The organism is Mycobacterium sp. 155 (assembly GCF_000373905.1).
Taxonomy (GTDB): Bacteria; Actinomycetota; Actinomycetes; order Mycobacteriales; family Mycobacteriaceae; genus Mycobacterium.
Genome location: NZ_KB892705.1, coordinates 4347003 through 4373954 on the forward strand (window position 1 = coordinate 4347003; position 26952 = coordinate 4373954).

Annotated in this window: 27 protein-coding genes; 16 read left to right on the forward strand and 11 right to left on the reverse strand. The window is 68.3% G+C overall.

Annotated elements, in window-relative coordinates:
- Window positions 1–2: 2 nt before the first annotated feature.
- Complete coding sequence (locus B133_RS0120740) at window positions 3–779, reverse strand: hypothetical protein (RefSeq protein WP_018603781.1); 777 nt, start codon at window positions 777–779, stop codon at window positions 3–5.
- A 103-nt stretch (window positions 780–882) separates the two neighbouring features.
- Between B133_RS0120740 and B133_RS0120745 the strand changes: the two genes are divergently transcribed.
- The 8 genes from B133_RS0120745 to B133_RS0120775 all read left to right on the forward strand — a co-directional run bounded on the left by B133_RS0120745 (window position 883) and on the right by B133_RS0120775 (window position 7467).
- Window positions 883–1863, forward strand: a complete 981-nt coding sequence (locus tag B133_RS0120745) for a Ppx/GppA phosphatase family protein (protein WP_026256698.1) — start codon at window positions 883–885, stop codon at window positions 1861–1863.
- 21 nt (window positions 1864–1884) lie between these two features.
- Window positions 1885–2889 carry an FUSC family protein gene (locus B133_RS0120750; RefSeq protein WP_018603785.1) on the forward strand — a complete coding sequence of 335 codons (1005 nt, stop codon included), beginning with the start codon at window positions 1885–1887 and terminating at the stop codon, window positions 2887–2889.
- A 22-nt stretch (window positions 2890–2911) separates the two neighbouring features.
- The gene (locus tag B133_RS0120755; protein ID WP_018603787.1) at window positions 2912–3757 is read left to right on the forward strand and encodes a sugar phosphate isomerase/epimerase; all 846 of its coding nucleotides are present in this window, start codon (window positions 2912–2914) and stop codon (window positions 3755–3757) included.
- A gap of 43 nt (window positions 3758–3800) precedes the next feature.
- On the forward strand, window positions 3801–4658 hold the full coding sequence (proC, locus tag B133_RS0120760) for a pyrroline-5-carboxylate reductase (protein ID WP_085974313.1): 858 nt from the start codon (window positions 3801–3803) through the stop codon (window positions 4656–4658).
- Window positions 4659–4796: 138 nt separating this feature from the next.
- On the forward strand, window positions 4797–5027 hold the full coding sequence (locus B133_RS0120765) for a cell division/environmental response transcriptional regulator (RefSeq protein WP_026256699.1): 231 nt from the start codon (window positions 4797–4799) through the stop codon (window positions 5025–5027).
- Window positions 5028–5116: 89 nt separating this feature from the next.
- Window positions 5117–5218, forward strand: coding sequence for a 30S ribosomal protein bS22 (locus tag B133_RS23930; protein WP_003402602.1), 102 nt, complete (start codon window positions 5117–5119; stop codon window positions 5216–5218).
- A gap of 29 nt (window positions 5219–5247) precedes the next feature.
- Window positions 5248–6363, forward strand: a complete 1116-nt coding sequence (locus B133_RS0120770) for an SDR family oxidoreductase (protein ID WP_026256700.1) — start codon at window positions 5248–5250, stop codon at window positions 6361–6363.
- A 30-nt stretch (window positions 6364–6393) separates the two neighbouring features.
- Window positions 6394–7467: a lysophospholipid acyltransferase family protein gene (locus B133_RS0120775; RefSeq protein WP_369751502.1), complete on the forward strand. Its 1074-nt coding sequence runs from the start codon at window positions 6394–6396 to the stop codon at window positions 7465–7467.
- 88 nt (window positions 7468–7555) lie between these two features.
- Here B133_RS0120775 and B133_RS0120780 read toward each other — a convergent pair whose 3' ends face one another.
- Window positions 7556–8086: a MaoC family dehydratase N-terminal domain-containing protein gene (locus B133_RS0120780; protein ID WP_018603795.1), complete on the reverse strand. Its 531-nt coding sequence runs from the start codon at window positions 8084–8086 to the stop codon at window positions 7556–7558.
- A gap of 72 nt (window positions 8087–8158) precedes the next feature.
- Window positions 8159–9061: an HAD family phosphatase gene (locus B133_RS0120785; RefSeq protein WP_018603796.1), complete on the reverse strand. Its 903-nt coding sequence runs from the start codon at window positions 9059–9061 to the stop codon at window positions 8159–8161.
- Between the two features lie 38 nt (window positions 9062–9099).
- Between B133_RS0120785 and B133_RS0120790 the strand changes: the two genes are divergently transcribed.
- From B133_RS0120790 to B133_RS0120825, 8 genes are all read left to right on the forward strand, one after another.
- Window positions 9100–9384, forward strand: a complete 285-nt coding sequence (locus B133_RS0120790) for a glutaredoxin family protein (RefSeq protein WP_018603797.1) — start codon at window positions 9100–9102, stop codon at window positions 9382–9384.
- 102 nt (window positions 9385–9486) lie between these two features.
- Complete coding sequence (locus tag B133_RS0120795; RefSeq protein ID WP_018603798.1) at window positions 9487–10842, forward strand: glutamyl-tRNA reductase; 1356 nt, start codon at window positions 9487–9489, stop codon at window positions 10840–10842.
- A gap of 24 nt (window positions 10843–10866) precedes the next feature.
- Window positions 10867–11799, forward strand: coding sequence for a hydroxymethylbilane synthase (gene hemC / locus B133_RS0120800; RefSeq protein ID WP_198291100.1), 933 nt, complete (start codon window positions 10867–10869; stop codon window positions 11797–11799).
- Window positions 11796–13475, forward strand: coding sequence for a bifunctional uroporphyrinogen-III C-methyltransferase/uroporphyrinogen-III synthase (locus tag B133_RS0120805; protein ID WP_018603800.1), 1680 nt, complete (start codon window positions 11796–11798; stop codon window positions 13473–13475). The genes hemC and B133_RS0120805 overlap by 4 nt, the downstream gene beginning before the upstream one ends.
- 14 nt (window positions 13476–13489) lie before the next feature.
- Window positions 13490–14470 (forward strand): porphobilinogen synthase, encoded by a 981-nt coding sequence (gene hemB / locus B133_RS0120810; protein ID WP_026256703.1) that lies wholly within the window; start codon window positions 13490–13492, stop codon window positions 14468–14470.
- A gap of 16 nt (window positions 14471–14486) precedes the next feature.
- The gene (locus tag B133_RS0120815; RefSeq protein WP_018603802.1) at window positions 14487–14897 is read left to right on the forward strand and encodes a hypothetical protein; all 411 of its coding nucleotides are present in this window, start codon (window positions 14487–14489) and stop codon (window positions 14895–14897) included.
- Entirely contained in the window at window positions 14866–15363 is a 498-nt protein-coding gene (locus B133_RS0120820) for a hypothetical protein (RefSeq protein WP_026256704.1), read from the forward strand. The genes B133_RS0120815 and B133_RS0120820 overlap by 32 nt, the downstream gene beginning before the upstream one ends.
- Window positions 15360–15590: a hypothetical protein gene (locus B133_RS0120825; protein ID WP_018603804.1), complete on the forward strand. Its 231-nt coding sequence runs from the start codon at window positions 15360–15362 to the stop codon at window positions 15588–15590. Before B133_RS0120820 ends, B133_RS0120825 begins: the two co-directional genes overlap by 4 nt.
- Here B133_RS0120825 and B133_RS0120830 read toward each other — a convergent pair.
- The 8 genes from B133_RS0120830 to B133_RS0120865 form a co-directional block, all read right to left on the reverse strand.
- Window positions 15587–18418: an FAD-dependent oxidoreductase gene (locus B133_RS0120830; protein WP_018603805.1), complete on the reverse strand. Its 2832-nt coding sequence runs from the start codon at window positions 18416–18418 to the stop codon at window positions 15587–15589. The genes B133_RS0120825 and B133_RS0120830 overlap by 4 nt on opposite strands.
- Window positions 18415–18819 carry a hypothetical protein gene (locus B133_RS0120835; protein ID WP_018603806.1) on the reverse strand — a complete coding sequence of 135 codons (405 nt, stop codon included), beginning with the start codon at window positions 18817–18819 and terminating at the stop codon, window positions 18415–18417. Before B133_RS0120835 ends, B133_RS0120830 begins: the two co-directional genes overlap by 4 nt.
- Window positions 18812–19822, reverse strand: coding sequence for a hypothetical protein (locus B133_RS0120840; protein WP_018603807.1), 1011 nt, complete (start codon window positions 19820–19822; stop codon window positions 18812–18814). The genes B133_RS0120835 and B133_RS0120840 overlap by 8 nt, the downstream gene beginning before the upstream one ends.
- On the reverse strand, window positions 19819–20103 hold the full coding sequence (locus B133_RS0120845; RefSeq protein ID WP_018603808.1) for a hypothetical protein: 285 nt from the start codon (window positions 20101–20103) through the stop codon (window positions 19819–19821). The genes B133_RS0120840 and B133_RS0120845 overlap by 4 nt, the downstream gene beginning before the upstream one ends.
- Window positions 20100–20561 (reverse strand): hypothetical protein, encoded by a 462-nt coding sequence (locus B133_RS0120850; protein ID WP_018603809.1) that lies wholly within the window; start codon window positions 20559–20561, stop codon window positions 20100–20102. The genes B133_RS0120845 and B133_RS0120850 overlap by 4 nt, the downstream gene beginning before the upstream one ends.
- On the reverse strand, window positions 20558–21730 hold the full coding sequence (locus B133_RS0120855) for a polyprenyl synthetase family protein (protein WP_018603810.1): 1173 nt from the start codon (window positions 21728–21730) through the stop codon (window positions 20558–20560). Before B133_RS0120855 ends, B133_RS0120850 begins: the two co-directional genes overlap by 4 nt.
- Before the next feature lie 7 nt (window positions 21731–21737).
- Window positions 21738–22481, reverse strand: a complete 744-nt coding sequence (locus B133_RS0120860) for a hypothetical protein (protein ID WP_018603811.1) — start codon at window positions 22479–22481, stop codon at window positions 21738–21740.
- A gap of 75 nt (window positions 22482–22556) precedes the next feature.
- On the reverse strand, window positions 22557–26933 hold the full coding sequence (locus B133_RS0120865; protein WP_018603813.1) for an AAA family ATPase: 4377 nt from the start codon (window positions 26931–26933) through the stop codon (window positions 22557–22559).
- Window positions 26934–26952: the final 19 nt, after the last annotated feature.

Genomic DNA, 26952 nt, shown 5'->3' on the forward strand with positions numbered 1-26952 from the left:
GCCTATTCGGCAGCGCGGGTGGCCGGGTGGACCGCAATGAGCCCTAAGCTGCTGCGCCGCTTGCACATTGCGGCCAGCTCCGCGTAGGCCTTCTCTCCCAAGAGTGCCGTCAGTTCGGGTGCATAGGACTCCCACACCTGTTTGGTGCCGACGTGCGCGGCCGGATCGCCGGTGCAGTACCAGTGCAGATCTGCGCCGCCCTCGCCCCATCCGCGCCGGTCGTACTCGGTGATGACGGTCCGCAGCACCTGTGTGCCGTCGGGCCGGGTCAGCCAGTCCTGGCTGCGCCGGATCGGCAACTGCCAGCACACATCCGGCTTCATCGTCAGCGGTTCGACGCCGATCTTGAGCGCCTTGCTGTGCAGCGCGCAGCCGATCCCCCCCGGGAAACCGGGCCGATTCAGGAAGATGCAGGCGCCCTTGTACTTTCGGGTCCGCAGATTGGGTTGGCCGTCGTACTCGTCGTCTTCCAGGTAGCCCTTGCGCCCCAGACCCTTGTCGCGGAACTGCCAATCGGAATCGGTGAGCTGTTTGACCGCGTCGTCGAGCCGGGCCCGATCGTCGTCGTCGGACAGGAACGCACCGTGCGAGCAACACCCGTCATCAGGGCGGCCTGCCACTGTGCCCTGGCAGGCCGGCGTACCGAACACGCACGTCCAGCGGGACAACAACCAGGTCATGTCGGCCGCGATGAGATGCTCCGCGTCGTCGGGGTCGTAGAACTCCACCCATTCGCGCGCAAAGTCCAGTTCGACTTCCCCGGGATGCACGTCCGTCACGGTCGGAAACGCTACTCGTATCCGGCTGAACCCGACTTATTTCACGATCGCGTCCGGCGGTGCCGGGCACGGAAGCCGACAGGTCACCGGATAGGTTTGGGGCGTGCGGTTAGGCGTGCTCGATGTGGGCAGTAACACGGTCCATCTACTCGTGGTGGATGCTCATCGCGGTGGCCATCCGACCCCGATGAGTTCGACCAAGGCGGCATTGCGATTGGCCGAGGCCATCGACTCGTCCGGCAAGCTCACCCGGCGCGGTGCGGACAAGCTGGTCGAGACCGTGGACGAGTTCGCCAAAATCGCCACCAGCTCCGGATGCGCCGAGCTGATGGCGTTTGCCACGTCGGCCGTGCGCGATGCCACCAATTCCGAGGACGTGCTGGCCAGGGTGCGGTCGGAAACCGGGGTAGGCCTACGCGTGCTCAGCGGCGTCGACGAATCCCGGCTGACGTTCCTGGCGGTGCGCCGCTGGTACGGCTGGAGCGCGGGCCGGATCATCAACATCGACATCGGCGGCGGTTCGCTGGAACTTTCCAGCGGTGTCGACGAGGAACCGGAGGTGGCGCTCTCGCTGCCGCTGGGCGCGGGCCGGCTGACCCGGGAGTGGTTGCCCGACGATCCACCTGGCCGACGGCGCGTCGCGATGCTGCGGGATTGGCTCGCGACCGAGCTGTCCGAGGCCGGCACGACCATGGGCGCCGCCGGCCGCCCTGATCTGGCTGTGGCCACCTCGAAGACCTTCCGGTCACTGGCCAGATTGACGGGTTCGGCACCCTCGGGGGCGGGCCCGCGGGTCAAGCGGACACTCACCGCTGCCGGATTAAGACAGCTCATAGCTTTCATCTCTAGGATGACGGCGGCAGACCGTGCCGAACTGGAAGGGGTGAGTGCCGAGCGGGCGCCACAGATCGTGGCTGGAGCTTTGGTAGCTGAGGCCAGCATGCGGGCCCTCGAAGTCGAATCAGTAGATATTTGCCCGTGGGCGTTGCGGGAGGGGCTGATTCTGCGGAAACTCGACAGCGAGGCCGACGGCACCGCCCTGGTGCAGACATCGACGCGGGATGCTGGACGTCGGAATAGCTAGCCCCAAAGGCAATAACAGGACATGACTGGACCAGAAGACAGCCTCGCCACCCGGCCGATCTCGGTTGCGGAACTGCTGGCAAAGAACGGCACCATCGGCGCGCCGCCCGTCGGCGGGCGCCGGAGGCGACGCCGGGGCAACAGCGACGCCGTGACGGTTGCCGAACTCACCGGTGAGATCCCGATCGTCGTGGAGCGGGCCGACGAGCCGGAGGAATCTCCCGCGGAGCAGCCCGCCGAGACGAAGCAGCCGACCGGGCCGAATGACGCCGACGTGGTCAGTGTCGTCCCGGCCGAGACTGATGAGACCGATGAGACTGACGAGACCGACGACGCGGAAGCGCAGTCCGAGGTCCCGTCCGATGCGGTGACCGACGCGGAAAGCGACTATCAGGCCCACCTGGAGGCGCGCGACGCCGATCCGGAGCCGGTCGAGTTCAAGCCGAGCACGCGCCGGCCGCAGTACCAGAGTGCGCTGCGTGACTACCGGCCCTCGGGCACCGGGGCCGAGCGTATGAGTCCGGATTTCCTCGACGAAACAGAAGATGACGACGACGATTCCACCGAAGACGGCGACCGGCCCACGTATCTGGGCTCGCTGTTCGGCGGCCAGCCAGTCGCCGATGACGTGGACCGCCGGCGCGGCCCCGGGCCAGAGGACATCGATCTCGACGACCGTGACGAGCACGACGACGCCGCCGAGCCCGACGAAACCCACGATCTCGACGAGCACGATGAAGCCGAGTCCGGGACCCCATCGAGCGGCTCGACCCTGGTACGCGGCGTGTGGGTGGTGGGGCAGTGCATCATCGCGGTGGCCTTCGGAGCCGGCCTGTTCATCGCGTTCGATCAGCTGTGGAAGTGGAACACCATCGTCGCGCTGATGCTCGGCGTCCTGGTCATTCTCGGCCTGGCCGGGGGAGTGCGGGTGGTCCGCAAGACCGAGGACATCGGCAGCACCCTGACCGCGGTGGCCGTCGGTGCGCTGGTCACGTTCGGGCCTCTGGCGCTACTGCAGGCGAGCTGATAAGCCGGTAGACAGTTACCTCGTGCGTCCTGCCATCAAGGTCGGTCTGTCCACTGCCTCGGTCTATCCACTGAGGACTGAGGCCGCCTTCGAACACGCGGCCCGGCTCGGGTACGACGGCGTCGAACTGATGGTGTGGGCGGAATCCGTCAGCCAGGACATGGAAGCCATTGCGGCCATGTCCACTCGCTACGACATGCCGGTGCTGTCGGTGCATGCGCCGTGCCTGCTGATCTCCCAGCGCGTGTGGGGTGCCAACCCGATACCCAAGCTTGAACGCACCGTGCGCGCCGCCGAACGGCTGGGTGCCCAGACCGTCGTGGTGCATCCACCATTCCGCTGGCAGCGCCGCTACGCCGACGGATTCAGCGAGCAGGTGGCGGCGCTTGAGGCCGCCAGCGACGTGATGATCGCGGTGGAGAACATGTTCCCGTTTCGCTCCGACCGCTTCTTCGGCGCGGGCTCGACGTCCATCGAGAGGATGCGAAAGCGCGGCGGTAGGCCAGGACCCGGCATCTCCGCGTTCGCTCCGTCCTACGACCCGCTGGACGGCAATCACGCCCATTACACGCTCGACCTCAGCCACAGTGCGACCGCGGGCACCGACGCATTGGAGATGGCCCGCCGGATGGGAGACGGGTTGGTGCATCTGCATCTGTGTGACGGCAACGGCGCATCGACCGACGAACACCTGGTCCCCGGCCGCGGTACCCAGCCCACCGCCGAGGTGTGCCAGATGCTGGCGGGCGGGGATTTCTCGGGACACGTGATCCTGGAGGTCACCACGTCCAGCGCACGCATGGCCACCGAGCGGGACGCGCTGTTGACTGAATCACTGCAGTTTGCCCGGGCCCATCTGATGCGCTGAGGCGTCGGTTGGGTCGGTGACCGGTCATGCAATGCTGTGGCCCATGTCGAGAATCGCGATCATCGGTGGCGGAAGCATGGGCGAAGCCCTGCTGTCCGGCTTGTTACGGGCTGGGCGGCAGGTCAAGGATCTGGTGGTCGCCGAAAAGCATCCCGACCGGGCCAAGTATCTGGCGGAGAAGTACTCGGTGCTGGTCACCTCGGTGGTCGACGCCGCGGAGAACGCCGCCTACGTCGTCGTCGCGGTCAAGCCCAGCGATGTGGAATCCGTGGTCGACGAGATCGCCGCCGTCGCAGCGCAGGCCGAGAGCGAGACCGAGCAGGTGTTCGTCACGATCGCCGCAGGCGTGAGCACCCCCTTCTACGAGGCCAAACTGCCCGCCGGGGCGCCCGTGATCCGCGTCATGCCCAACACGCCCATCCTGGTCGGCGGCGGCATCAGCGCGATGGCCCCTGGGCGATTCGCCACCCCCGAACAGCTCAAAGAGGTCGCGGCGATCTTCGACGCCGTCGGCGGGGTCATCACCGTCGCCGAGGCACAACTGGACGCCGTCACGGCGGTCTCGGGTTCTGGGCCGGCGTACTTCTTCCTGATGGTCGAGGCGCTCGTGGATGCCGGTGTGGCGTCCGGTTTGTCGCGTGCGGTGGCGACGGATCTGGTGGTCCAGACGATGGCCGGATCGGCCGCAATGCTGCTGGAACGCCTCGACGAGGTGAATGCCGCTGGAGGCGCCGCGCTGGACACGACGGCTGCGTCGCTGCGCGCCATGGTGACCTCCCCGGCCGGCACCACTGCCGCTGGGCTGCGTGAACTCGAGCGTGGCGGGTTCCGGGCGGCTCTGGCCAACGCCGTCGAGGCCGCGAAAACACGTTCTGAGCAGCTAGGAATTACAGCAGAGTAATTAGGTAATTTCCGACGGATTAGCCCACACCCGTCGCAGTAACCCCATCCGCCACGCTATTCTCCCTTTGTATGCGTGGATTGGTGCCAGCGGTGGGGAAGCCGCTGGAACTGTCCGTGCCTGATTGATTGGGTTGCGATGACGTCTATGAACGGGCCATCGGCGCGGGATTCGGCTGGCGACGGCCAGCCTCGAGCTCAATTTCTCACAGTCGCCGAGGTGGCGAACCTGATGAGGGTGTCGAAGATGACGGTGTACCGGTTGGTGCACAACGGCGAGCTGCCTGCGGTACGGGTGGGGCGCTCGTTCCGCGTGCATGCCAAGGCGGTCCACGATCTGCTGGAGACCTCCTACTTCGACGCGGGCTAAGCGGCAGCCGTTTTCTGTTTCCCTGGTTGACCCGGGTAAAGTGACCGGGTCAACCAATAGCTGTCTAAGTAGCGGAGTCACCGGGATTTATGGGTTCAGTCATCAAGAAGCGTCGTAAGCGCATGTCGAAGAAGAAGCACCGCAAGCTGCTTCGACGCACTCGGGTGCAGCGCAGAAAGCTCGGCAAGTAGCTTTCAGGCCCGGCCGTTAGGCTAAGTCGATGGATTCTGATGGTCGAGGGCGCTCGCCAGGCAACACCGGTGGTTCAGGTGGCACAGAATCCACCGACGGGGCGCCCCATCCCAAGGTGGTTCTGGTCACGGGGGCCTGCCGGTTCCTCGGCGGTTATCTGACCGCGAGGCTGGCGCAGAATCCGCTGATCAACCATGTGATCGCGGTAGACGCGATCACGCCGAGCAAGGATCTGCTCCGTCGGATGGGCCGGGCCGAGTTCGTTCGGGCCGATATTCGGAACCCGTTCATCGCCAAGGTGATCCGGAACGGGGACGTCGACACCGTCGTGCATGCCGCGGCGGCGTCGTACGCGCCCCGATCCGGCGGGCGAGCCACGTTGAAGGAACTCAACGTGATGGGTGCGATCCAGCTGTTCGCGGCCTGTCAGAAGACGCCGTCGGTACGCCGGGTGGTGCTGAAGTCGACCTCCGAGGTGTACGGCTCGAGTTCTCGTGACCCGGTGATGTTCACCGAGGACACCAGCGCCCGTCGGCCGCCCGGCGAGGGGTTCGCCCGCGACAGCATCGACATCGAGGGGTACGCCCGCGGGCTGGCCCGGCGGCGTCCCGATATCGCGGTGACCATCCTGCGGCTTGCCAACATGATCGGGCCCGCGATGGACACCGCGCTGTCGCGGTACCTGGCCGGCCCGGTCGTGCCCACGGTGATCGGGCACGATGCCCGGCTGCAGCTGTTGCACGAGCAGGACGCCCTGGGGGCATTGGAGCGGGCCACTGTCGCAGGCAAGCCCGGCACGTTCAACATCGGTGGCTCGGGCATCATCATGATGAGCCAGGCCATCCGCCGATCGGGCCGGCTGCCACTACCGGTCCCACGTTCGGCACTGGTCGCTGCGGATTCGCTGAGCCGGGCCACCCGCAGCACCGAACTCGACCGGGAACAGCTGAACTACCTCAGCTACGGCCGGGTCATGGACACCGCGCGCATGCACAGGGATCTGGGCTACAGTCCAAAGTGGACGACGGCCGAGGCATTCGACGATTACGTCCGGGGTCGTGGTTTGATATCGATCCTCGACCCGCGATGGGTACGCTCGATGGAGAGTAGCGCCGTGGCGATGGCGCAGCGTTGGGGACGATGAGTATCAGCTTTACCGGGGTGGGGAGAAGGTATCGACGTGGCGGGCGAACCTAAGGCCAAAGTCATTCCGCTACATGGGAATTCGAATCGCGCGACAGCGGCGCGCCGGATGGCTCAACGGTCCGAGAGCGCTCGCCGGCATCCGTCTGTGCTGGCTGATCCCGATATGCACGCATCCGCGGAACAGTTCGCGGCCGTGGTGCGTGAAATCGACGGACGACGGGGCTTCGCGTCGGGTTCGCCGATGGTCGACGACACCCCGACCGAGCTTGCCAGGCAGATCGCCGCGGTGGGCGAATTCGTCCGCAAACGGATGGCTGGCGACTATGTCGTCGACGAGTTCGGCTTCGATGAACACCTCACCAACGCTATTTTCCTGCCTTTGCTGAGGATACTTTTCCGGTCATGGTTCCGGGTCGAGGTCTCCGGCATCGAGAATCTGCCCGAGACTGGCGCCGCGCTGGTCGTCGCCAACCACGCCGGGGTGTTGCCGTTCGACGGGCTGATGACTTCGGTGGCGGTACACGACCACCACCCGGTGCACCGCGATCTGCGACTGCTGGCCGCCGACCTGGTTTTCGACCTGCCGACGCTGGGCCAGCTCGCCCGCAAGGCGGGCCACACCGTGGCCTGCACCACCGACGCACACCGGCTGCTGGCCAACGGCGAACTCACCGCGGTGTTCCCGGAAGGCTTCAAGGGCCTGGGCAAGAACTTCAAAGACCGCTATAAGCTGCAGCGTTTCGGCCGCGGCGGCTTCGTTTCCGCGGCGCTGCGGGCCAAGGCGCCCATCGTGCCGTGCTCGATCGTGGGCTCGGAGGAGATCTACCCCATGGTCGCCGACGTGAAGTTGCTGGCGCGGCTGCTGGGTCTGCCGTACTTCCCGGTCACGCCGTTGTTCCCGCTGGCCGGTCCGGCCGGGCTGGTCCCGTTGCCGTCCAAGTGGCACATCCAGTTCGGGGAGCCGATCGAGACCGCGGGCTACGACGAGAGTGCGGCCGACGATCCGATGGTCACGTTCGAGCTGACCGACCAGGTCCGCGAGACCATTCAGCAGACGCTCTACCAGCTGCTGGCCGGCCGCCGGAACATGTTCTTCGGCTGACTTTTCTCCGCCGAGCAGACACTGAGGTACCTGAAAACCGGCGTGTCGGGGACCTACACGTCTGCTCGCGGGGGATGGCGAGGCACTCTCAGGAGTTTTGCCCAGCAATCATCTTGGCGATCGCGGCATCGCGCGCCGCGGCGATCTGCGAGCTGATCTCACCCGCCTCGTCGGGGTGGGCGGCTTCGCCCAGCATGGTGACGATGCTGGTGGCCACCGGTTTGCCGTCGTCGTCGGTCACCTCGGCGCGAACCTCACAGATCACGGTCCCGTGCGACTCGATGACGGAGTCCAGGTAGGAGTCGAACCACAGCCGGTCACCGACCATGATCGGACGATGGAAGATCAGCTTCTGGTCCCGGTGTAGCACCCGCTCCAGGTTGATCGGCACGTCGAACTTGTCGAACAGCTCCAGCTGGACCCGGCGCCCGGCCACCGCCAGAAAAGTCACCGACGCCACAACTGCGTCGTGGCCGTACTCCTTGGCCGCCTCCGCGGTGAAGTGGGCGGGGTGGTCGTCCTTGACGGCGTTGGCGAATTCCCGGACCTTCTCCCGGCCGACCTCGAAATAGTCGGGGTACCGGAAGTGGGTCCCGATGATGTCGCTGGCGATACTCATGTGCTCGCGCTCTCCCCGCTCAAACGTGCCTGGCGGGCCGAAGCCTATCAGCGCGCCCCGCGCCCAGGTCGCTCAGCGAAAGTCGTGACGCCGCGAGGCCACCGCGGCCAGCGCACCACCGAGGGCGCCGAGGGCCAATGCCGAGGGCACCCCGATCCGGGCGGCCTTCCGCGCGGTGCGGAAATCGCGGATCTCCCAGCCGCGTTCGCGAGCCACGTCCCGCAGCGCGGCATCCGGATTGATCGCCACCGCCGTGCCCACCAGCGACAGCATCGGCACGTCGTTGAAACTGTCCGAATACGCCGTGCACCGGCGCAGGTTCAGGCCTTCGCGGATGGCCAGCGACCGCACCGCGTGGGCCTTGCCCGTGCCGTGCAGGATGTCGCCCACCAGCCGGCCGGTGAACACCCCGTCGACCGACTCGGCGACCGTGCCCAGCGCGCCGGTGAGTCCGAGGCGTTTGGCGATGGTCGCTGCCAGCTCGTACGGAGTCGCGGTGACCAGCCACACCTGCTGGCCCGCGTCGAGGTGCATCTGCGCCAGCGCGCGGGTGCCCGGCCAGATCTTGTCGGCGATGATCTCGTCGTAGATCTCCTCGCCGAGCTCGGTGAGCTCGGCGGTGGACCGACCTTCGATGAACGCGAGGGCCTTCTGCTTGCCCTCGGCGACGTCGTCGCTGTTCTCCTTGCCGGTGAGCTGGAACTTGGCCTGCGCGTAGACGATCCCGAGGATGTCGCTGTAGGTGAAATACTTACGCGCGGCCAGTCCCCGGGCGAAGTGCACCAGGGACGAGCCGTGCACCAATGTGTTGTCGACGTCGAAGAACGCCGCTGCGGTCAGGTCCGGCGGGGGCAGCGCCGAGGCGGCGGCTGCGCCGGATTCGGTCGCTTCGGTCTCCAGCTCGGTGACCGCCACCTCGGCGCTGGCCTCAGCGGCAAGCTCCTGGGGCGCATCGGCATTACCGGTCTCGGACACGGATTCACCCTAGGTCACCGAGCCCGGATACTGGCGGTGTGGAGCATCCGCACCCCGGCGCACCCGGCCGGCACACCGTGACGTTGCTGATCCGCGCGGGCTGCAGCCTGTGCGGTCGAGCCGTCGAGCAGCTGACCGCGTTGCGCGACGAGCTCGGTTTCACGCTCGCGACCACCGACGTCGACGTCGAAGCCGCCGCGGGCGACACCTCGTTGCGGGCCCAGTACGGCGACCTGCTGCCGGTGATCTTGCTCGACGGCGTCGAGCACGGGTACTGGGAGGTCGACGAGGCGCAGCTGCGAGCCGATCTCGGCGCCCCCTGAACTGCGCGGGGAGTCGGCTGCCGAGCAGATGGCACCCTGACTAGGTAAAATTTGGTGGCCGGGAGGTAAAACGTTTACCTTAGGTGCTGTGGTGATGAAGCCGTGAGCGTGCTGCTGTTCGGAGTTTCGCACCGCAGCGCGCCGGTGTCCGTTCTGGAGCAGTTGAGCACGGACGAGGCCGACCAGACCAAGATCATCGACCAGGTTCTTCAGTCATCGCTCGTCACCGAGGCCATGGTCTTGTCCACCTGTAACCGCGTTGAGGTTTACGCCGTGGTGGAGGCCTTCCACGGTGGCCTGTCGGTGATCGGGCAGGTGCTCTCCGAACATTCCGGGATGGGTCTTGGCGACCTGACCAAATACGCCTATGTGCGCTACGCCGAGGCCGCCGTCGAGCATCTGTTCGCCGTGACCAGCGGCCTGGATTCGGCGGTCATCGGGGAGCAGCAGGTGCTGGGCCAGGTGCGCCGCGCGTATGCCGCCGCCGAGGCCAATCACACCGTCGGCCGCACGCTGCACGAGCTCGCGCAACGGGCGCTCAGCGTCGGCAAGCGGGTGCATTCCGAAACCGGGATCGACGCCGCGGGCGCGTCCGTGGTTTCGGTCGCACTCGGCATGGCCGAGACCAAACTCTCCGGCGGGCTGGCCGGCCGCACCGCGGCCGTCGTCGGTGCCGGGTCGATGGGTGCGCTGGCCGGCGCGCATCTGGTGCGTGCCGGCATCCAACGCATCCACGTGGTCAACCGGTCGCTGCCGCGCGCCAAGCGCCTCGCCGCGACACTCACCGAACAAGGCGTCGAGGCGCACGCGCTGGGCCTCGACCACGTCGCGGTGGCTCTGGCCGACGCGGACATCGTGGTGAGCAGCACCGGCGCCGTGCGTCCGGTGGTCTCACTGGCCGATGTGCACCACGCGCTGGCACAGCGCAACGCCGCTGGTCCCGAACATCAAATGGTGATCTGCGACCTCGGGATGCCGCGCGATATCGACCCCGCCGTCGCTGGCCTGCCCGGCTTGTGGGTGGTCGATATGGACCGGATCCAGCGCGAGCCCACCGCTCGGGCCGCGGCCACCGACGCCGAGGCCGCCCGCACCATCGTCGCCACCGAGGTTGCCAACTATCTGGCGGGTCAGCGGATGGCAGAGGTCACCCCGACTGTCACCGCGCTGCGGCAACGGGCCGCCGATGTGGTGGAGGCCGAGTTGCTGCGGCTCGATCACCGGCTGCCCGAGCTGGAAGCGGCCCACCGCGACGAGGTCGCCAAGACCGTGCGCCGAGTCGTCGACAAGCTGCTGCACGCCCCCACGGTGCGGGTCAAGCAATTGGCCAGCGCACCTGGCGGGGATAGCTATGCCGAAGCGCTGCGAGAGCTGTTCGAGCTCGACCCACAGGCCGTCGACGCGGTTGCGGCTAGCGAATTGCCCTTCATGACAACAGAACTCGATAAGTCTGAGTAAAGCTTGGTCAACTTTCCTGAAGCCATCCGGATCGGCACCCGGGGTAGCCTGCTGGCGACCACACAGGCCGGACACGTCAGAGACGCCTTGCTGGCGGCAGGTCATCCCTGCGAGCTGGTGATCATCTCCACCGACGGCGATCGTTCCAGCGCGCCGATAGCCGAGATCGGTGTCGGTGTGTTCACCGCGGCCCTGCGCGAAGCCGTCGACGACGGCCGTGTGGATATGGCTGTGCACTCCTACAAAGATTTGCCGACGGCAGCCGACGAGCGATTCGTCATCGCCGCGATCCCGCCCCGGGAAGACCCCCGCGACGCACTGGTGGCCCGTGACGGTCTGGTGCTCGGAGAGTTGCCGGTCGGCTCGGTGATCGGCACCTCGAGCCCGCGGCGGGCGGCACAGCTTAGAGCACTGGGTCTCGGTTTGGAAATCCGCCCCCTACGAGGCAACCTAGATACCAGGTTGAACAGGGTTACGAGCGGTGATCTCGACGGCATCGTGGTCGCCCGAGCGGGTCTCTCCCGGATCGGACGGCTAGGCGTTGTCACCGAGACGCTCGAGCCGGTGCAGATGTTGCCAGCGCCGGCTCAAGGTGCGCTTGCGGTGGAATGCCGCGCCGGCGACACCGAGCTGATCGCAGTGCTCGCGCAGTTGGATGATGCCGACACGCGTGCCGCGATCACCGCCGAACGGGTCCTGCTCGCCGAACTGGAGGCGGGCTGTTCGGCACCGGTGGGCGCGATCGCTGAAGTGGTCGAGTCGATCGATGAGGACGGCAATGTCTTCGAGGAGCTGTCGTTGCGCGGCTGCGTGGCGACGCTGGACGGATCCGACGTGATCCGTGCGTCCGGCATCGGAACTCCGGAACGGGCCGCTGACCTTGGCGTCTCGGTGGCTGCGGAGCTTTTCGAACTGGGGGCACGCGAGCTGTTGGTAGAGCGCGGGAGTGAGACATGACCATGCGAGGCCGCAAGGCGAAGCCCGGCCGCATTACCTTCGTGGGTTCGGGGCCAGGGGATCCAGGCTTGCTGACGGCACGTGCGCAAGCCGTGTTGGCGCACGCCGAATTGGTCTTCACCGACCCCGATGTGCCCGAAGCCGTGCTGGCGATGGTCGGCGCCGAACTGCCCCCGGCATCCGGACCGGCGCCCGCCGAACCCGCGAGGTCCTCCGACGGCGTGGACGGTGCTGAGTCCACCGACGCCGCGGCGGCCGTCATCCCAGGGGGTCCGGAGATCCGGCCCGCGTTGGGTGACCCGGCCGAGGTGGCCAAGACACTGGCCGCCGAGGCTCGGCACGGCTTCGACGTGGTGCGGCTGGTGGCGGGCGATCCGCTGTCGATCGACGCCGTGATCACCGAGATCGGTGCGCTGACCAAGACCCACCTGAACTTCGAGATCGTCCCGGGCCTGCCCGACACCACCGCGGTGCCTACCTACGCGGGTCTGCCGCTGGGTTCGTCGCACACCGTCGCCGACGTGCGCGGCGAGGTCGACTGGGCCGCGCTGGCAGCCGCCCCCGGGCCGCTGATTCTGCACGCGACCGCGTCGCATCTGCCGGATGCCGCCCGCACGCTGATCGAATACGGGCTGGCCGACACCACCCCCGCGGTGGTGACCGCCAACGGCACCACCTGCCTGCAGCGCTCGGTCGAGACCACGCTGGGCGGGCTGGTCGACAAGGGTGTACTGGAGAAGCAGGTCGCTTTGGACCCCGGAGCTCCCGCGGTCGCCGTGTCCGCACCGCTGGTCGTCACCATCGGCAAGACCGTCGCCAACCGGGCCAAGCTGAACTGGTGGGAGAGCCGTGCGCTGTACGGCTGGACCGTGCTGGTGCCACGCACCAAGGATCAGGCCGGCGAGATGAGCGATCGGCTCGTGGGCCACGGCGCGTCACCGATCGAGGTGCCGACCATCGCGGTCGAGCCGCCGCGCAGCCCCGCGCAGATGGAGCGTGCGGTCAAGGGTCTCGTCGACGGCCGATTCCAGTGGGTCGTGTTCACCTCGACCAACGCGGTGCGTGCGGTGTGGGAGAAGTTCAACGAGTTCGGCCTCGACGCCCGCGCGTTCTCCGGAGTCAAGATCGCCTGCGTCGGGCAGGCCACCGCCGACAAGGTGCGTGCGTTCGGGATCAACCCCGAGCTGGTGCCCTCGGGTGAGCAGTCCTCACTGGGCCTACTCGACGAATTCCCGCCCTACGACGAGATTTTCGATCCGGTCAACCGCGTGCTGCTGCCGCGGGCCGACATCGCCACCGAGACGCTGGCCGAGGGGCTGCGCGGACGTGGCTGGGAGATCGAGGATGTCACCGCCTACCGCACGGTGCGGGCCGCGCCGCCGCCGGCGCACATCCGCGAGATGATCAAGACCGGTGGATTCGACGCGGTCTGCTTCACGTCGAGTTCCACGGTGCGCAACCTTGTCGGCATCGCGGGCAAGCCGCACGTGCGTACCATCGTCGCCTGCATCGGGCCGAAAACCGCTGAAACCGCTGTGGAATTCGGACTGCGCGTCGATGTGCAGCCGGAGACCGCCGCGGTGGGACCGCTCATCGAGGCGCTCGCCGAGCATGCTGCCCGGCTGCGCGCCGAGGGGGCGCTGCCTCCGCCGCGCAAGAAGAGCCGTAGGCGTTAATCGGAGGCATTGCCGTGGCGTATCCAAGGCACCGGCCTCGCCGGCTGAGAAGTACCCCGGCCATGCGCCGACTGGTTGCGCAAACCTCGCTGGAGCCAAGGCATCTGGTGCTGCCGATGTTCGTCGTCGAAGGCATCTCCGAACCGCGGCCGATCTCCTCGATGCCGGGCGTGGTGCAGCACACCCGGGATTCGCTGCGCCGCGCCGCCGCTGACGCGGTCACCGCAGGCGTGGGCGGACTGATGTTGTTCGGGGTGCCGCGCGACGAATCCAAGGATGCGGCCGGCTCGGCCGGCACGGATCCGGACGGCATCCTCAACGTGGCATTGCGTGATCTCGCCAAGGATCTCGGTGATGCCACGGTGCTGATGGCCGACACCTGCCTTGATGAGTTCACCGATCACGGCCACTGTGGCGTTTTGGACGGCTCGGGCAGAGTCGACAATGACGCCACCAACGCTCGGTACGTAGAACTCGCTGTGGCACAGGCGAATTCGGGTGCCCACGTGGTGGGTCCGAGCGGCATGATGGACGGTCAGGTGGCCGCCATCCGGGACGGACTCGACGAGGCCGGGCATACCGGCGTCGCGATCCTGGCCTACGCCGCGAAGTTCGCCTCGGCGTTCTACGGTCCGTTCCGGGAAGCGGTGTCGTCCAGCCTGGACGGCGATCGGCGTACCTACCAACAGGATTCGGGAAACATCCGCGAAGCCGTCCACGAGATCGAGCTGGATATCGACGAGGGCGCCGACATGGTGATGGTCAAGCCCGCGATGAGCTACCTCGACGTGGTACGCGCGGCCGCCGACATCTCACCGGTACCGGTTGCGGCTTACCAGATCTCCGGTGAGTACGCGATGATCAGCGCCGCTGCGGCCAACGGCTGGATCGATCTGCAGGCTGCCGCGCTGGAGTCGTTGATCGGGATCCGGCGGGCCGGGGCCGACATCGTGCTGACCTATTGGGCGGCCGATGTGGCCGGATGGCTGGCCTGAACGGGCCGTCCCGGTAATGCCTTCACCGCCATCGCCATCGCCATCCCGACCGCAGCCGTCGCCGCGGCCGCTGCGCGCCACCATCGCGTTCAGTTGCTGGCTTGCCGCGTCGGTGTTGTTGATCGTCGGTGGTCTGATCGCCGCGACCGTGTCCTGGCCGGGCACCGTGAACACGCTCTATCGCGGGTCGGGCGTACTCACCGTGATCATCGGGGCCGCGATGGCGCTCCTGGCCGGCCGCAGCCGAGGCGGTGATCCGCGGTTTCGCCGGGCCGCGATGGCGCTGGCGCTGACAGCCGCCGCGCTGATCGCGATCGCGGCGGCGTTCAGCCTTGTTCCTGTGCACCTGCTGACCCTGGCCGGGGTGATTCTGTTGATCGTCGGTACCGCGCTGAATGTCCAGACCTCCAGGGGTGCCGGTGGCTGACGAATCCACACCGCATCGGCTGTTCTACGAACCGGGCGGCAGCTGGCTGTGGTTGCTGCTCGGACCGTTCGCGGCGATCGGCATCGGGCTGCTGCAGATGACCGGCGGCTACGGGCGTGACCCGTGGATTCCGCTGTTGTTCCTGGTCCTGGTGTCCGGATTCGTCGCCATCCAGATCAAGGCGGCCCGGATTCACACCTCGGTGGAGCTGACCAGGGACACCCTGCGGCAGGGAACCGAGAAGCTCGACCTGGGCGATGTCGTCAAGATCTATCCCGAGGCCACCGGCGCCGAGGCGCCGAGGTGGCAGTCCGCCCGGGCGCTCGGCGAGCTGACGGGCGTGCCCAGGGGCCGGCGGGGCATCGGGCTCAAACTGGCCGGAGACCGGACCGTGCAGGCGTGGGCACGCAGGCATCGACAGCTGCGCGGACAATTGGCCCTGCTGATCGAGGAGCACACGCCATGAAGATCCGAGCCGTGGTCGAATTGCTGGTGGCGGTCGCTGCCGCCGCAGGATGCGTGGTGAGCTGGCTGGCGGCCGGCACCACCGTGGACGTCGCCCCGATTCTGCCCGACGAACCGTCGACCACCTCGGTCGTCTATTCCGCCCCGCTGCTGGTGCTGGCGTTGCTGTTGGCGATCGTCGCCGGTGTGCTCGCTGTCCTCGGCATCGCGCGGCTGCGCCGCGGCTAGCGATCCGGGTCCAGCCACCCGGGTTCGGTGATCCCCGGGTACGACGACTGCGGTGTGTTTGCCTCGGATGCGCTGGAGTAGAGCGACCGGGGTGCGGGCTGGGCGGGCGAGTTCTCGGCGTCGGCGAACCGGCGATATGCCGACCCGACGGGGTGTTGCGGCGGTGGTGCCAGTGGTGTCTGCGGTGCGGGGTCTTGGCGGGGCTGTGCCGGTTGGGGTGTGCGCCGTGGCCGACCTGTCGCAGTCGTCTGGATTCCGTAGTCGTCGGCGGGTGCGACAACCTCCTCACCGGGATATGACAATGGGCCAGCGGGCGGGCCGTCGCCCTCGGTCGGTCGTCCTGCGGCTTCGCCCACCGTCTGTTCCAGATAGTGCCGCCAAGCCTGTAGATAAGTCAGCAGCTGCTGGGTGTAGTCGGTCGGCGAGGCCGGAAGGGGCAGGCCGGCAGGGGAAAGCAGCGAACCACCCGGCCCCCCGAGCCCAGTTTGCTGCAGGTACTGCCGCCAGGACTGCAGATAGCTGAGCAACTGTAGGCCGGGATCTGGCGGCATCGTCGGCTGAGTCATCGGTTGGCCTCCCGGAATCGGCGGGACGGGGGTGAGCAGCGGCGGTGTGACGGTGTCCAGCGGATGCGGCAGCGACTCCTGGCAGTACTGCCCGTCGAGGGTGCGCAGCGGGCGAGCATCTGCGGGCTCGCGGTTCTCGATGTCGAACACATAGCAGTAGTCGCCGGCCGGGGACGGCATCCGGACCGGGCTCGAGTAGCCCTGATCGAGGAAGTCGTAGGGAAACCGCCAGTCGAGCGTGGTGTTCTCCCGGTGATCGGCGCCGCCGGATGCGGCCCAGATGTAGTGGTCGAGGATGGCATTGACGGCGTGGCGCCCCGATTCGCATGCCGCCTCCATCGACGTCATCCGCGTGAAGGTCTTGGTCCAGGTGCCCGCGAACACGACCGAGTTGTGATGTACCTGGTAGCCACCGTGGCGGGCCTGCCAGACGTTGCGCTCCCGCAGATCCGCCAGCCAGCGCTCCTCGGTCGGCCGGGAACCCCACGACCCGCCGTGCGGGTTCCACGGATCCGCGCCGGGCCGGTTCTCCCAGTCCCCGACGATCGGGACGAGGTACGGCGTCTCGTTGCGCACCGCCTTGCCGTGCCCCTGGCCGGGGCCGTTGCCCATGACCAGGCCCCGGTCGAGCGCATACCACGTGGGCCACGGCATCAGCGCCTCGGCGACATTGTCGACGTCGCTGGTCAGCGCGTACACGATCTGCCGCCACACCTCGGTGGCGATCTCGTCGGCCGTGCAGTCGCGGGCCGCCTTGCCGCGCCCGGACTCGTCGAGGAGGTGCCGCGACGGGGTGTTGAAATCGCCGATGTCGACCGAGAGCACCGAGACGTGGCCGTCGCGCGCCAGGGTCGGCCGGCGTTCCCACAGGCCGTGCTGGTTGATCGACGACAGCGCCCACTCGGTGCCCGAGTAGTACATGTGCCCGCGCAGCAGCTGGAATTCGGTGTCGAAGTAGTACTGGATGCCGCCGAGCGTCTGGAACCGGTCCCACGGCACCCGGCCCATCTCGTCCATGGCGTACGGGTCGCGCCGGGTCTGCGGGCGAGTCTCCCCGGGCTCCAGGGGGCCGCCGCTCGGCGGGGCCGATGTGGTGAACCCGTCGAGCCCGGCCACGGTGCCGCCTGTGCCGGCCGCGCGCAACGCCGCGGTGATCTGTTCGGCGGCGGGGGCGTCCACCGCTACGACGGTGTAGTCCGGCGCCAACCGGGTGCTGTCGGACAGCGTCACCTGTACGCGCGGGCGCCGGTGCGGTGGCTGGGCCGGGTCGGATGCGGGTGGTTCCAGCCGGTCGACGCCGGCCCGGACGAAGCGGACACCGAGCTCGACGAGGTGGCGGTGCCAATGGTCGAACCACGCCTCGGTGGTGGGGCCGTTGAGCACCCCGTCGGCCTTGTTGTCGCGGCGGTCCATTTGCAGCTGGAGCTGCAGATACGTGGTCAGGTTGGTGCGGGCGTCGCCCCAACGGGTGTCGAATGCCGCCAGCACGCGCGGCATCTCCAGCAGCAGGGAGTCGAAGCGCGGCGAGTAGGAGAATCGGGGCTGCTCTGCCGTGTCGTCACGGCCGACGAAGAAGTCGTATGCCGACAGGTTCTGCAGTTCGGCGGCCCGGCGCAGCGGACTTGTGACGAGGTAGCGCACGAGCCTGGTGATGAACCGGTCGATGTCCGACGCGGTGAAGCCCAATTCGGTGAGTTGTCCGATGATCGTGAGGAACTCGGCCGGGGTGCGCGGCGCCTCGCGCGGGAACACCAGCGACGGCTTGCCGTCCACGGTGGTGCCCTGGGTGACGACGCGCCGGACGTTGTCCATGATGGTTCGCGACGTGGGGACCCAGTCGACCGTGCCGCCGGGCGCGTCGATGCGCTGGTACACCGGGATGCGTTGGAAAAGATCCCACGTGTGCAGGTAGTAGGCCGGGAAGAAGCGGAAGCCGTGTTCACCGGCGACGGCCCGCGCGGGTGGGCGAGGTTCGCCCCGGCGGCCCGGGAAGGGCCGTAGTTCGGCGGCGCTGCCGTCGTGCGTGCCCACTGTCGAGTATTGCGACGCGGCCAAACCACCTAGCTTGACGGGTGGATACGTGTCGGCCGGCGCGGTGCCGAGCCCCGTGCGTTCGTCGACACGCGGCTCGTACACCGTGACGTCGAAACCGCGCTGCGCCAACTCGTGCGCGGCGGTAAGCCCCGCGATGCCGGCGCCAAGGACCGCGACGGTCGGGCGCTGAGGGCACGACGCGGGTGTGGTGATGACCTCGCTCGTCACGACACTCCCTCCCGCAGCGCGGACAGCAGTCCGGGCACCGACGGGGCCCGGACCGCGGCGTGCACATAGGCCAGCAGGGTGTCGTGCACCCGCAGGATGTCATCGAGCGAGCCTGCGACGGTCACCGCGCCCGTCTGCACGGCGTCGTGCAGCCCCATCCTGGCGTCGAGCACATCGAGGATCGCGGCGCGCGACGTGGTGATGCGCGGCCCGTCGAAACCCTCGGATTCGTCGCGCACTTCGAGGCGGTGCCCGCCGCGCAGCGCGAAGCGTTCGCCGTCGACGTCGAGGGCGACGACCAGCGGCCCGAGCCGGTCGAGCACCAGTCGGTAGCTCGCGGGCACCTCGTCCGCGAGATGACCGACCGACCGGCGCAGCAGCGCCGCCACCGGCTCACCCATGGAGAAACTCGAACACACCGGTGCCGGTGAAGTCGACCGATTCGCCGTTGATTGTTCCGCGTATCCGGGCCGTGCCGTCCGCCTCGCACAACACGGTCGAGCGCTGGAGGTCGACCTCGCTGGGCTGCGCCAGCCGCGCGTACGACCGTGGCCGGAACTCGGCATGCACCGCGTCGCCCGCCCGGGTCGCGCTGATCTCCACCCGGTCCGGGACGCCCGGCACGTCACCGTCGACCAGCAGCCGCATGGGCGGCGGCAGGGTGCAGTCGGGCGCCCGGCTGAGCCGGCCTGATGCGCGCATCCGCAGCTGCGCGTGCCGGAAGATCACGGCGGGCTCGTCGTGGTGCCACACGTACAGCGCCTGCGACTGGAAATGCAGCCGGTGCCGGTCGGTCATCTGCAGGAACACCAGCGACCACGGATCGCTGGGCTCGGCAGGCAGGATCGTGCCCCACATCCAGCCGAAGTCGTCGCCCCACCGGAACCGGCCCCAGTTGTGGTCGTGGTAGGCCAGATCGGACTCCATCCGGTGCTCGCGGTCCGCTATGCGCAGCCACCCGTCGGCCCGCAGCCGCGGCACGAACAGCCACGACATCCGGCCTTGTCCCACCGGCTGGTTGTTGACGGCGAACGGTCGGCTGACCGGGGTGAGCCGCAGTTCCCCCCGGATACCGGGCAGGTCGATGAGCAACTCGTATCCGTCGGGCCCCACGGTCATCCGGTTGCTGCCTATGGTCAGCACACCCAGATCGGCCGAGACGTCCATGGCGTTCTCGCCGAAGCGCTCGATGGCGCCGGTCCACTGCTGGTCGTGGGCGATGACGATGACGCGGGGTGCCATGCGGGACCGGGTGCCCGGGGTGTCCTCGCACGTCAGACTGAAGTTGATGAGGAACCGCTTGGCGCGGCCGTGGACCACGAAATGGTGCCATTCCTTGAACCCTTCGGGCTGCGCGGCGGCCAGCACCGGCGCACGCAGGAAATCGCTGCCCGCCAGGGTCATCGCAGCCAGCTCGCAGACGAGTCGGGTGCCGCACCAGGAGGCCCCACCGGGACCGGCGGGGCCAGATGTTCCACGCGGGCGCCGAGGGCCGCGAGTCCCAGCAGGACGTGCACGAAGTCGTCGGGCTCGCCCGGTGCGCCGCCGCCGGCCTCACCAGCATTACCGGCTCCGCCGGCGGTTAGCGTGCGCACGAGTCGGCCGAGTCCGGCCAGGCCCACCAGGTAGTCGATGAGGCTGGCGTGTTCAGCCAGTGCGGCCCGCGGATCGGTCAGCTCCGTCATGCGAACCCCTCGGGACGCAACCGGGCAAGCACCGGGTCGTCGGTGCGCGCCGCGCCGATGATCGCGTCGGCCAGCAGCTCCGCCCACGCGGTCGGGGCGGCGGCCGGCGGGGCGGGGCCGTCGAGCACGTTGAGGCTCACGGTCTCCCACACCCGGCGGAGGTTCTCGACCGTCTCGGAGGCCGTCAGTGCGTCCCGCAGCCGCGCCCCTCCAGGGGTCTGGGCGTAGCGGCGGCCCTCGGCCACCAGCATGTCGTGTACGCCGCGCGCGGCGGCGGGGTTGCCGAGCACCGCACGCCGTGCTCCGAGTAGCAGCTCGAACACCGCGCGCTCAGTTCCGGCGGCATCCTCCGGGGGTTCGGGCAGCAGCTGGGGTGCGCTGCGCTCGATGAGATCGAGCGTCAGCGCCCGGATCCGCTCCAACTCGGCCAGCATGCCGACCAGGGTTTCGGGCGTCATCGCGTGCGTCCGTGCACATAGTCGACCAGGCCGGTGAGCATGTCCCGGTGCTGGCTCGGCGGCAACCAGTCGAGGCCGCTCAGCGCATTCGCTGCGGCCTGCGCGTGGCGGGCTGCGACCGCGCGGGCGTAGTCGAGTGATCCGGTCTGGTGGATCAACCGATACAGCCAGCGGATGTCGTCGAGCGTCTTGGATTCCCCTTGATGAGGTCCCAGCGTCTGCGCTGTGATCGCGTCGCGCCCGACCGGGGAGAGTTCGCCGCGGGCGGTGAGCCGATCCAGCAGGTCGGCGAGCCCCAGTTCACCGGCCGCGCTCGGGCGTCGTTTGGCCAGGATCCGCACGGCGCGCTCACGGTCGTCGGGGTCGGCGCGGCGTAACGCGTGCATCAGCATCAGCGTCCGCTTGCCCTCCCACAGATCGCCACCGATCTCCTTGCCGTAGTCCTGCGGGTCGGCACGCAGGTTCAGCAGATCGTCGGTGATCTGGAAGGCCGCCCCGAGATGTCGGCCGAGGATCTCAAGGGGGCCCAGCCGGTCCGGCCCGCCTCCGGCGGCGATCACCCCGGCCTGCAGCGGTGTGATGAACGAGTACCAACTCGTCTTGAGCTCCACCATGCGCAGGTAGTCGGTGTCGGCCAGCTGCCAGACGTTGGACCGCACCCACTGCAGCTCGATCGCCTGCCCCTCGACGGTCTGCCGGGTCATGTGCGCGACGGCCCGCAGGATGCGCAGCGCGGGCCCCAAGCCGATGCGTTCGACGTTGTCGAGCAGCGGCTGCAGCGACAGTGACAGCATGGCGTCGCCGACGTTGACCGCGATGGGGATGCCGTGGTCGATGTGCAGTGTGGGCCGGCCGCGCCGCTGCCACGAATCGTCCTCGATGTCGTCGTGGATGAGGAACGCGTTGTGGTACAGCTCCAGCGTCGCGGCGGTCGGCAGGATCGCCTCGAGATGTCCGCCCAACCCCAGGCACGTCGCGATGCTCAAGGCCGGTCGCAGCGCCTTCCCGCCGCGCAGTGGGTAGTCGAGGATGAGCTCACGCAGTCCGCTGGTGCCGTGTTCACCGCTGCCGTAGAGACGTTCGATCTCACCGTCGCAGGCGTCCTTGCACCGGGCGAGGTAGTCGTCGAGCCCGGACGTTCGTGGAGGCGGTTCAGCGACGGCCGGCACTGGCGCGTCAGAAAGAGATACCGACGACACCGCCCGGGTCCTTGATCCGCAGCGCGTACCGGATCCGCACCGCGAGTTCGATGTCGCCGTCCGGGTTTTCACCGATGACCTCAAGGCTGGGCGCCACGGCGACGGCGACGTCCACCGGTTCCTCGCCGGGCGACGCCGTCGCGGCGGCGCCCTGCGCAATCCGCTGCCGACGGCCCAGCAGAAGCATGTCGATTCCCTCGACGCGGTACAGAGTGTTGACACCGGCGGCCTTGAGCACGGCCTCGGCGATGTCTTCTCCGCTCTCCAGGCGATTGAGCTTCTTGAGTCCGTCGGTGTTGGTCAACAGACATGACGGCGCACGGTAACCGGCGTTCTCCACGCGTGCGCGAGCGTCGATCAGCGTGTCCAGCAGGGCCGCAGTGGTATCGCTCGCCAGGCTCAGGGGATTGGTGTCCACGACGTTGAGCTTTGCCAGGATTGCGGTGTCGACGTTCGCGGCGAGTTCGACGGTCTTCGCCGTCAGCACGGCCAGCAACGGATCCGGCGTCGGCGCACCCGCCTGGGCAAGCGTCACGGCGAATTTCTCGTTGGCGGTGACAAGCTCCAGGAAGTCCGGTGGGACGGTGTCGCTGCGGACCCAGGTCTGGCCGGGATCGCCGGTGTCCCAGTGGGGGATTGCCTGCCAGGCCACGCTCGTCTGTTCGAACGTTTCGCGTACGGCCCGGTCGGCCACGGCCAACCGCTCGGCGCTCAGATACATGGGCTGCGACCCCCTCGACGAATGTGGTCCAAATCATGGCAGAGGAACCGAGCCGTCGAGGTGCGATTGGCGCAGCTACTTCTGCGCGAGCTCGACCTCCTGACCAGGCGACATGTCGCCGCGGTCCACGGCATCGCAGTGCGCGAGGTGCAGTGTCGCCACAGTGTCGTCGGGCAGCAGCAGGCGGCACTTCTCGAATACGGCCCGAGCCTGGGCGGCCTCGCCGGCATCGAACAACCCGAACGCGTCGTCGAACATCGGCTGCGCGGTGCGTTTCGCCTCCCGCAGTGGTGACGGATCCTCGTCGTACACCTCGTAGATCGTCACGGGCCTGCGCCGGTTGACCACCATCACCCGCTCCATCCGGCGGATGTCGAACTGCTCGCGCGCCGAGAGCCGGGTGTAGGTCGCATCGGAGATGAGCAGCGCGGTGCCGTAGCGCTTGTTGGTGCTCTCGATGCGCGCAGCGACGTTCACGGCGTCCCCGATGATCGTCAGGACCATGCGGTTGACCCCGCCGACGAGGCCGACCCCGACCGGGCCGGTGTTGATGCCGATTCCGACCTGCAGTTCTTCCGAACCTTGCGCGAGCCGGTCGGAGTTGTGCTCGCGCAGCGAGCGCAGCATGGCCAGGCCGCCGCGCACCGCGTCGTCCTCCGACTCGAAGACCGCAACGATCTCGTCCCCGCGGACATCCTGGATCATGCCGTTGCAGCTGATGATCGGCAGTTCGACGGCCCGCAGGAAGCCCATCGCCAGGTTGCTGGCGTCGGAGACGTTCATGTCTTCCAAAAGTGTTGTGTAGCCCCGGATATCGGAGATCAGGACGGTCATCTGGCGCTCGACGCGATGGCCGTTGTGTACGCGGCGCAGATCATCGATGTCGAGGATGCGCAACAGCTCGTTGGGCACGAACTTCGACTGCGCGTCCATCAGCGAGCGGCGGTACTCGTCGGCCGCCTGCAATTGCGCCTCCAGCTTGAAGTTCCACATGGGAGCGGCGGCCTGATCGCATACGAAGGACACCGCCTCCTCGTGATGCGCACCGAAATACCGTGCAGGGTCGCCATGTTCGGCGTAGATCATGCCGATGATGTTGTCCTGCACCCGGATTGGCGCGACCAGGATCGCCGGCACTGGGCGGCGCTGCCCGTTGGGCCCAGGCCGCCGCGTGGAATCGGCGGCGACGATCAGCGGAGTGCCGCAGCCGACGACGCGGCGCACCAGGCTGCGGTCGTAGGGCACCTCGGTCCACGGTCCGTCGACGGTTGTGATCCGGCCTTCGTCGAGGACAGCCCGCACCATGAGATGTTCGGGCTCACCGGTGAGCAGCAGGACCCGGTTGGCGCCCGTGGTGTCGGCAACCGTGCGCAACACGATGTTGGCCAGGCTGTCGGCGTCGCGAGCCGCGGACAGGGCACGCACCAGATGGTGGGCCCCGGCCGGGTCGATTCCCACCGAGTCCGGTGCGACGAGGTCGCGGCTGAGCAACCACGGGTAGGTGCGCGCCAGCCGCTCGGTGCGCAACGTCAGCCCCAGGGTGCAGAAGCGCTGATAGGCCATGCGCAGCATGTGCTCGCTGAGCCGGTTGCGGCCGGTCTCGGCGTAGAGAGCGGCGGCCTCCTCGTAAGCCGCGGCGGCGATCAAGGGCAGCTGATGCTCGTCGGCCAGTTCCATCGCCCGGTGCAGGGCCAGCTCGGCGGTGCGGTGCCGGCCACGCGCCCGCGCCCAGGTGCCCTCGATCAGCGCGTAGGGCGCCGCATAGTTGGCGGGGGATTCCGCCGCCCATCTGCGGTGCAGTGCCAGCGTGCGGTGCGCGCACCGGCGGGTCGAGCGCGCGTCCGGTGCGACGTGGATGCGGCTCAGCGCGTTCACCATGTGGACCAGCTGAACGATGGCGGTGCCTTGCATGCCGCCGATGTGCTCGATCGCGGCGTCGGCGACCGCGACCGCCCCGGCGTAGTCACCGGCCCAGAAGTGCAGGCCCAGCCGCATGGTCGCGGCCGTGCCGAGGGCAACCTCGTCGCCCTCGCGCCGGGCCGCGGGCAGCGCCACCCGCTCGTCGTAGCCGCTCTCACCGGCCAGTAGGTACGGATCCTCGCTGCGCCCCATCAGGTTGAGACAGATCTGCTGGACGGCCTGGCACAGGCGGCGCGGTACCGGCTGCGACCAGATTTCCGGGATCACGGTCTGGGCCAGTTCGTCGATCTCGGCCAGCGGGCGGCCGATCCAGAAGTACTGCGACAGCAGGACGGCGCCGAGGAATCCGGCGTACTCCTGGTCACCGTGGTCGAGTGCCTCGGTCACCGCGTCGCGCAGCTGGCCGAAGCCGTCGCGCAGGTGGTGGCGCCAATGCCGGATGAAGTTCAGGTGCATGAACAGCGTTTCCGGCCGGGCGTCGCGGAACTCGGGCCGATCGGTGAGCAGCAGGGCCGTCTCGCCGAACCGTTGCGCGCCCGCCGGGTCGCCGGTCATCACCAGCAACACGCCGTAGCTGACCAGCACCAGCGGCAGTGACGGGGTGTGGCCGTGCGCCAGCGTCAGCTCGAGCTGCTTGTGCACGATGAGCGGAAACAGGTTGGGTCGCGCGATGTAGGACAGGCTGCGCAGTTCGGCGAGGGTGCGTTGGATCTCCACCACACGCCGGTCCTCACAAGGGGACAACTGCAGAAACTGTTCGGTGGACCAGTGCCGCACCATGAATCGTGTCCGCACCAACGCGTTGGCCATCCGAGGTTTGCCGGCGTCGTGGGGCAGTGACTCGCCGAGCTCGTCGAGAACGCCCAGCCCGACGTCGAGCGCCTCCTGCAGCCGGTTCTGCGCCATCCGTCCCTTGAGTCGCAGGTAGGCGAGCCGGCTACGGTCGGCCGGTTCGCGCAACGCGGTCTCGGCCTCGTCGAGCAGCGCGTGCAGCGCCGTCACGTCTCCCACCAGCAGCGCGGCGTCGGCCGCCTCGAGCTGCAGCTCTCGGGTCAGCTCGAAATGCCGGACCCAGCGGGTCTCGCCGAGGAGGTCGAGTCCGTTGCGGCAGTACGTCAGCGCCAGCGGGAACGACGCCTGTGCCCTCGCCTTGCGGGCCGCGTGCCGCAGCACGTCGACGAACCGGATCCGCTCGTCGTCGTCAGCCAGTCCGAGTCCGCCGATGCCGACGTGACGCGCGGCCTCGAACAGTCGCTCGTCGCCTTGTTCGACGAGACGCCGGCCGATCCGCAGATGCGTCTCCCGCGCTGCGTCGTCGGAGAGATCTTCGCGCGCCGCCTCGGCCACGCGGTCGTGGCTGAACCGGTACCGGGCATCGTGACTGATTGTGTTGGCGATCCGCTGGCCGCGGCCGTCGACGGCTTCGAGCAGACGAAGCTCCAGGGCCGACCACAACGCCTGGGCCACGACATCGGTGGGTTGCGCGGCCGCCGCCGTCGCGTCGGCGAGGTCGAACTCACCGCCGATGCAGGTCAGTGCGCTGAGCACGGCGCGATCCGCCGGGCGCAGCTGGTCGAGGTAACGGTTGAGGAACTCGGCGGCAGAGTCGGTGACCTCGATCGAGCTCAGCACCCGCAGGTCCCAGCTGGGCCGCCCGCTCATGCCGATCGGGGTGAGCGCGCCTTCCCGTTGCGCGCGGTACAGCAGCTGGCGGACCTGCAGTGGATTGCCGCCGGTGCGATGGTGGAACTCGGCGGCCACATCGGCGAGTTCGACGGCGGGGCCACACACACCTGCCAGCAGTTCTTCGACGGTTTCGCGGGACAGCGGTGCCAGCTGGATGGTGGACAACCCCGCCGGGGGCAGGCCCGCCACGTTGGGGTCGAATTCGCCGGCCCGGTGCGCGCCGAGGACCAGCACGTTGCGCACCGATACCGCGAGCAGCTCTGAGAGCATCAGCAGGGAGTCGTGATCGCCCCACTGCAGATCATCGATCGCCAGCACCACCGGGCGGTACGAGGCGGTTTCGGAGATCAACCGGATGGCTGCGCGGTGCAGCCGGCGGCGGGGATCGGCAGCCTCGCGGTCGGTGGACGCCGGCGGCTGGCCGAGCACCTGGGTCAGGTCCGGCACGAGTTCGGTCAGCACGCCCGTCAGCGCCGACATCCCGTTGGCGAGATCGGCACGCCAGCTGTCCCGTTCTGCCGGACCGGTGGCCTCCATGGTGTGGACGATCGCGCTGAACGCTTCGCCCAATGCCGCATACGGTGCCGGCGCACCGTCACGGCACCGTCCGTAGGCGAAGACGCAGTCGCGTTGGGCGACCTCGGCGCCGAACGCTTGCACGAGGGTCGACTTGCCCACCCCGGAGGCGCCGCTGACCAGGACGCATCGGCCGCCGTTGCGTTCGGCATCGGCGATGGCCGCGCGGAGTTCAGCCGACTCCGCGGCCCGTCCGACGACGCGGCCGTCGAGGTCGAGTATCGGAGCGGTCACGGCCACCGTTCCTTCCGCCCCACCCAGAATGTGCATTCATCGTAGTAAGCCGTGC

Bases quoted from the DNA above. Each gene is read 5' to 3' on its own strand.
- B133_RS0120850 (WP_018603809.1), bottom strand. From the start codon at position 20,561: ATGACGCCCGAAACCCTGGTCGGCATGCTGGCCGAGTTGGAGCGGATC.
- B133_RS0120750 (WP_018603785.1), top strand. From the start codon at position 1,885: ATGACTGGACCAGAAGACAGCCTCGCCACCCGGCCGATCTCGGTTGCG.
- B133_RS0120865 (WP_018603813.1), bottom strand. From the start codon at position 26,933: ATGCACATTCTGGGTGGGGCGGAAGGAACGGTGGCCGTGACCGCTCCG.
- B133_RS0120835 (WP_018603806.1), bottom strand. From the start codon at position 18,819: ATGGGTGAGCCGGTGGCGGCGCTGCTGCGCCGGTCGGTCGGTCATCTC.
- B133_RS0120860 (WP_018603811.1), bottom strand. From the start codon at position 22,481: ATGTATCTGAGCGCCGAGCGGTTGGCCGTGGCCGACCGGGCCGTACGC.
- B133_RS0120770 (WP_026256700.1), top strand. From the start codon at position 5,248: ATGGATTCTGATGGTCGAGGGCGCTCGCCAGGCAACACCGGTGGTTCA.
- B133_RS0120840 (WP_018603807.1), bottom strand. From the start codon at position 19,822: ATGACCCTGGCGGGCAGCGATTTCCTGCGTGCGCCGGTGCTGGCCGCC.
- B133_RS0120820 (WP_026256704.1), top strand. From the start codon at position 14,866: ATGTCCAGACCTCCAGGGGTGCCGGTGGCTGACGAATCCACACCGCAT.
- B133_RS0120780 (WP_018603795.1), bottom strand. From the start codon at position 8,086: ATGAGTATCGCCAGCGACATCATCGGGACCCACTTCCGGTACCCCGAC.
- B133_RS0120815 (WP_018603802.1), top strand. From the start codon at position 14,487: ATGCCTTCACCGCCATCGCCATCGCCATCCCGACCGCAGCCGTCGCCG.
- B133_RS23930 (WP_003402602.1), top strand. From the start codon at position 5,117: ATGGGTTCAGTCATCAAGAAGCGTCGTAAGCGCATGTCGAAGAAGAAG.
- B133_RS0120765 (WP_026256699.1), top strand. From the start codon at position 4,797: ATGACGTCTATGAACGGGCCATCGGCGCGGGATTCGGCTGGCGACGGC.
- B133_RS0120825 (WP_018603804.1), top strand. From the start codon at position 15,360: ATGAAGATCCGAGCCGTGGTCGAATTGCTGGTGGCGGTCGCTGCCGCC.
- B133_RS0120805 (WP_018603800.1), top strand. From the start codon at position 11,796: ATGACCATGCGAGGCCGCAAGGCGAAGCCCGGCCGCATTACCTTCGTG.
- proC (WP_085974313.1), top strand. From the start codon at position 3,801: ATGTCGAGAATCGCGATCATCGGTGGCGGAAGCATGGGCGAAGCCCTG.
- B133_RS0120845 (WP_018603808.1), bottom strand. From the start codon at position 20,103: ATGACGGAGCTGACCGATCCGCGGGCCGCACTGGCTGAACACGCCAGC.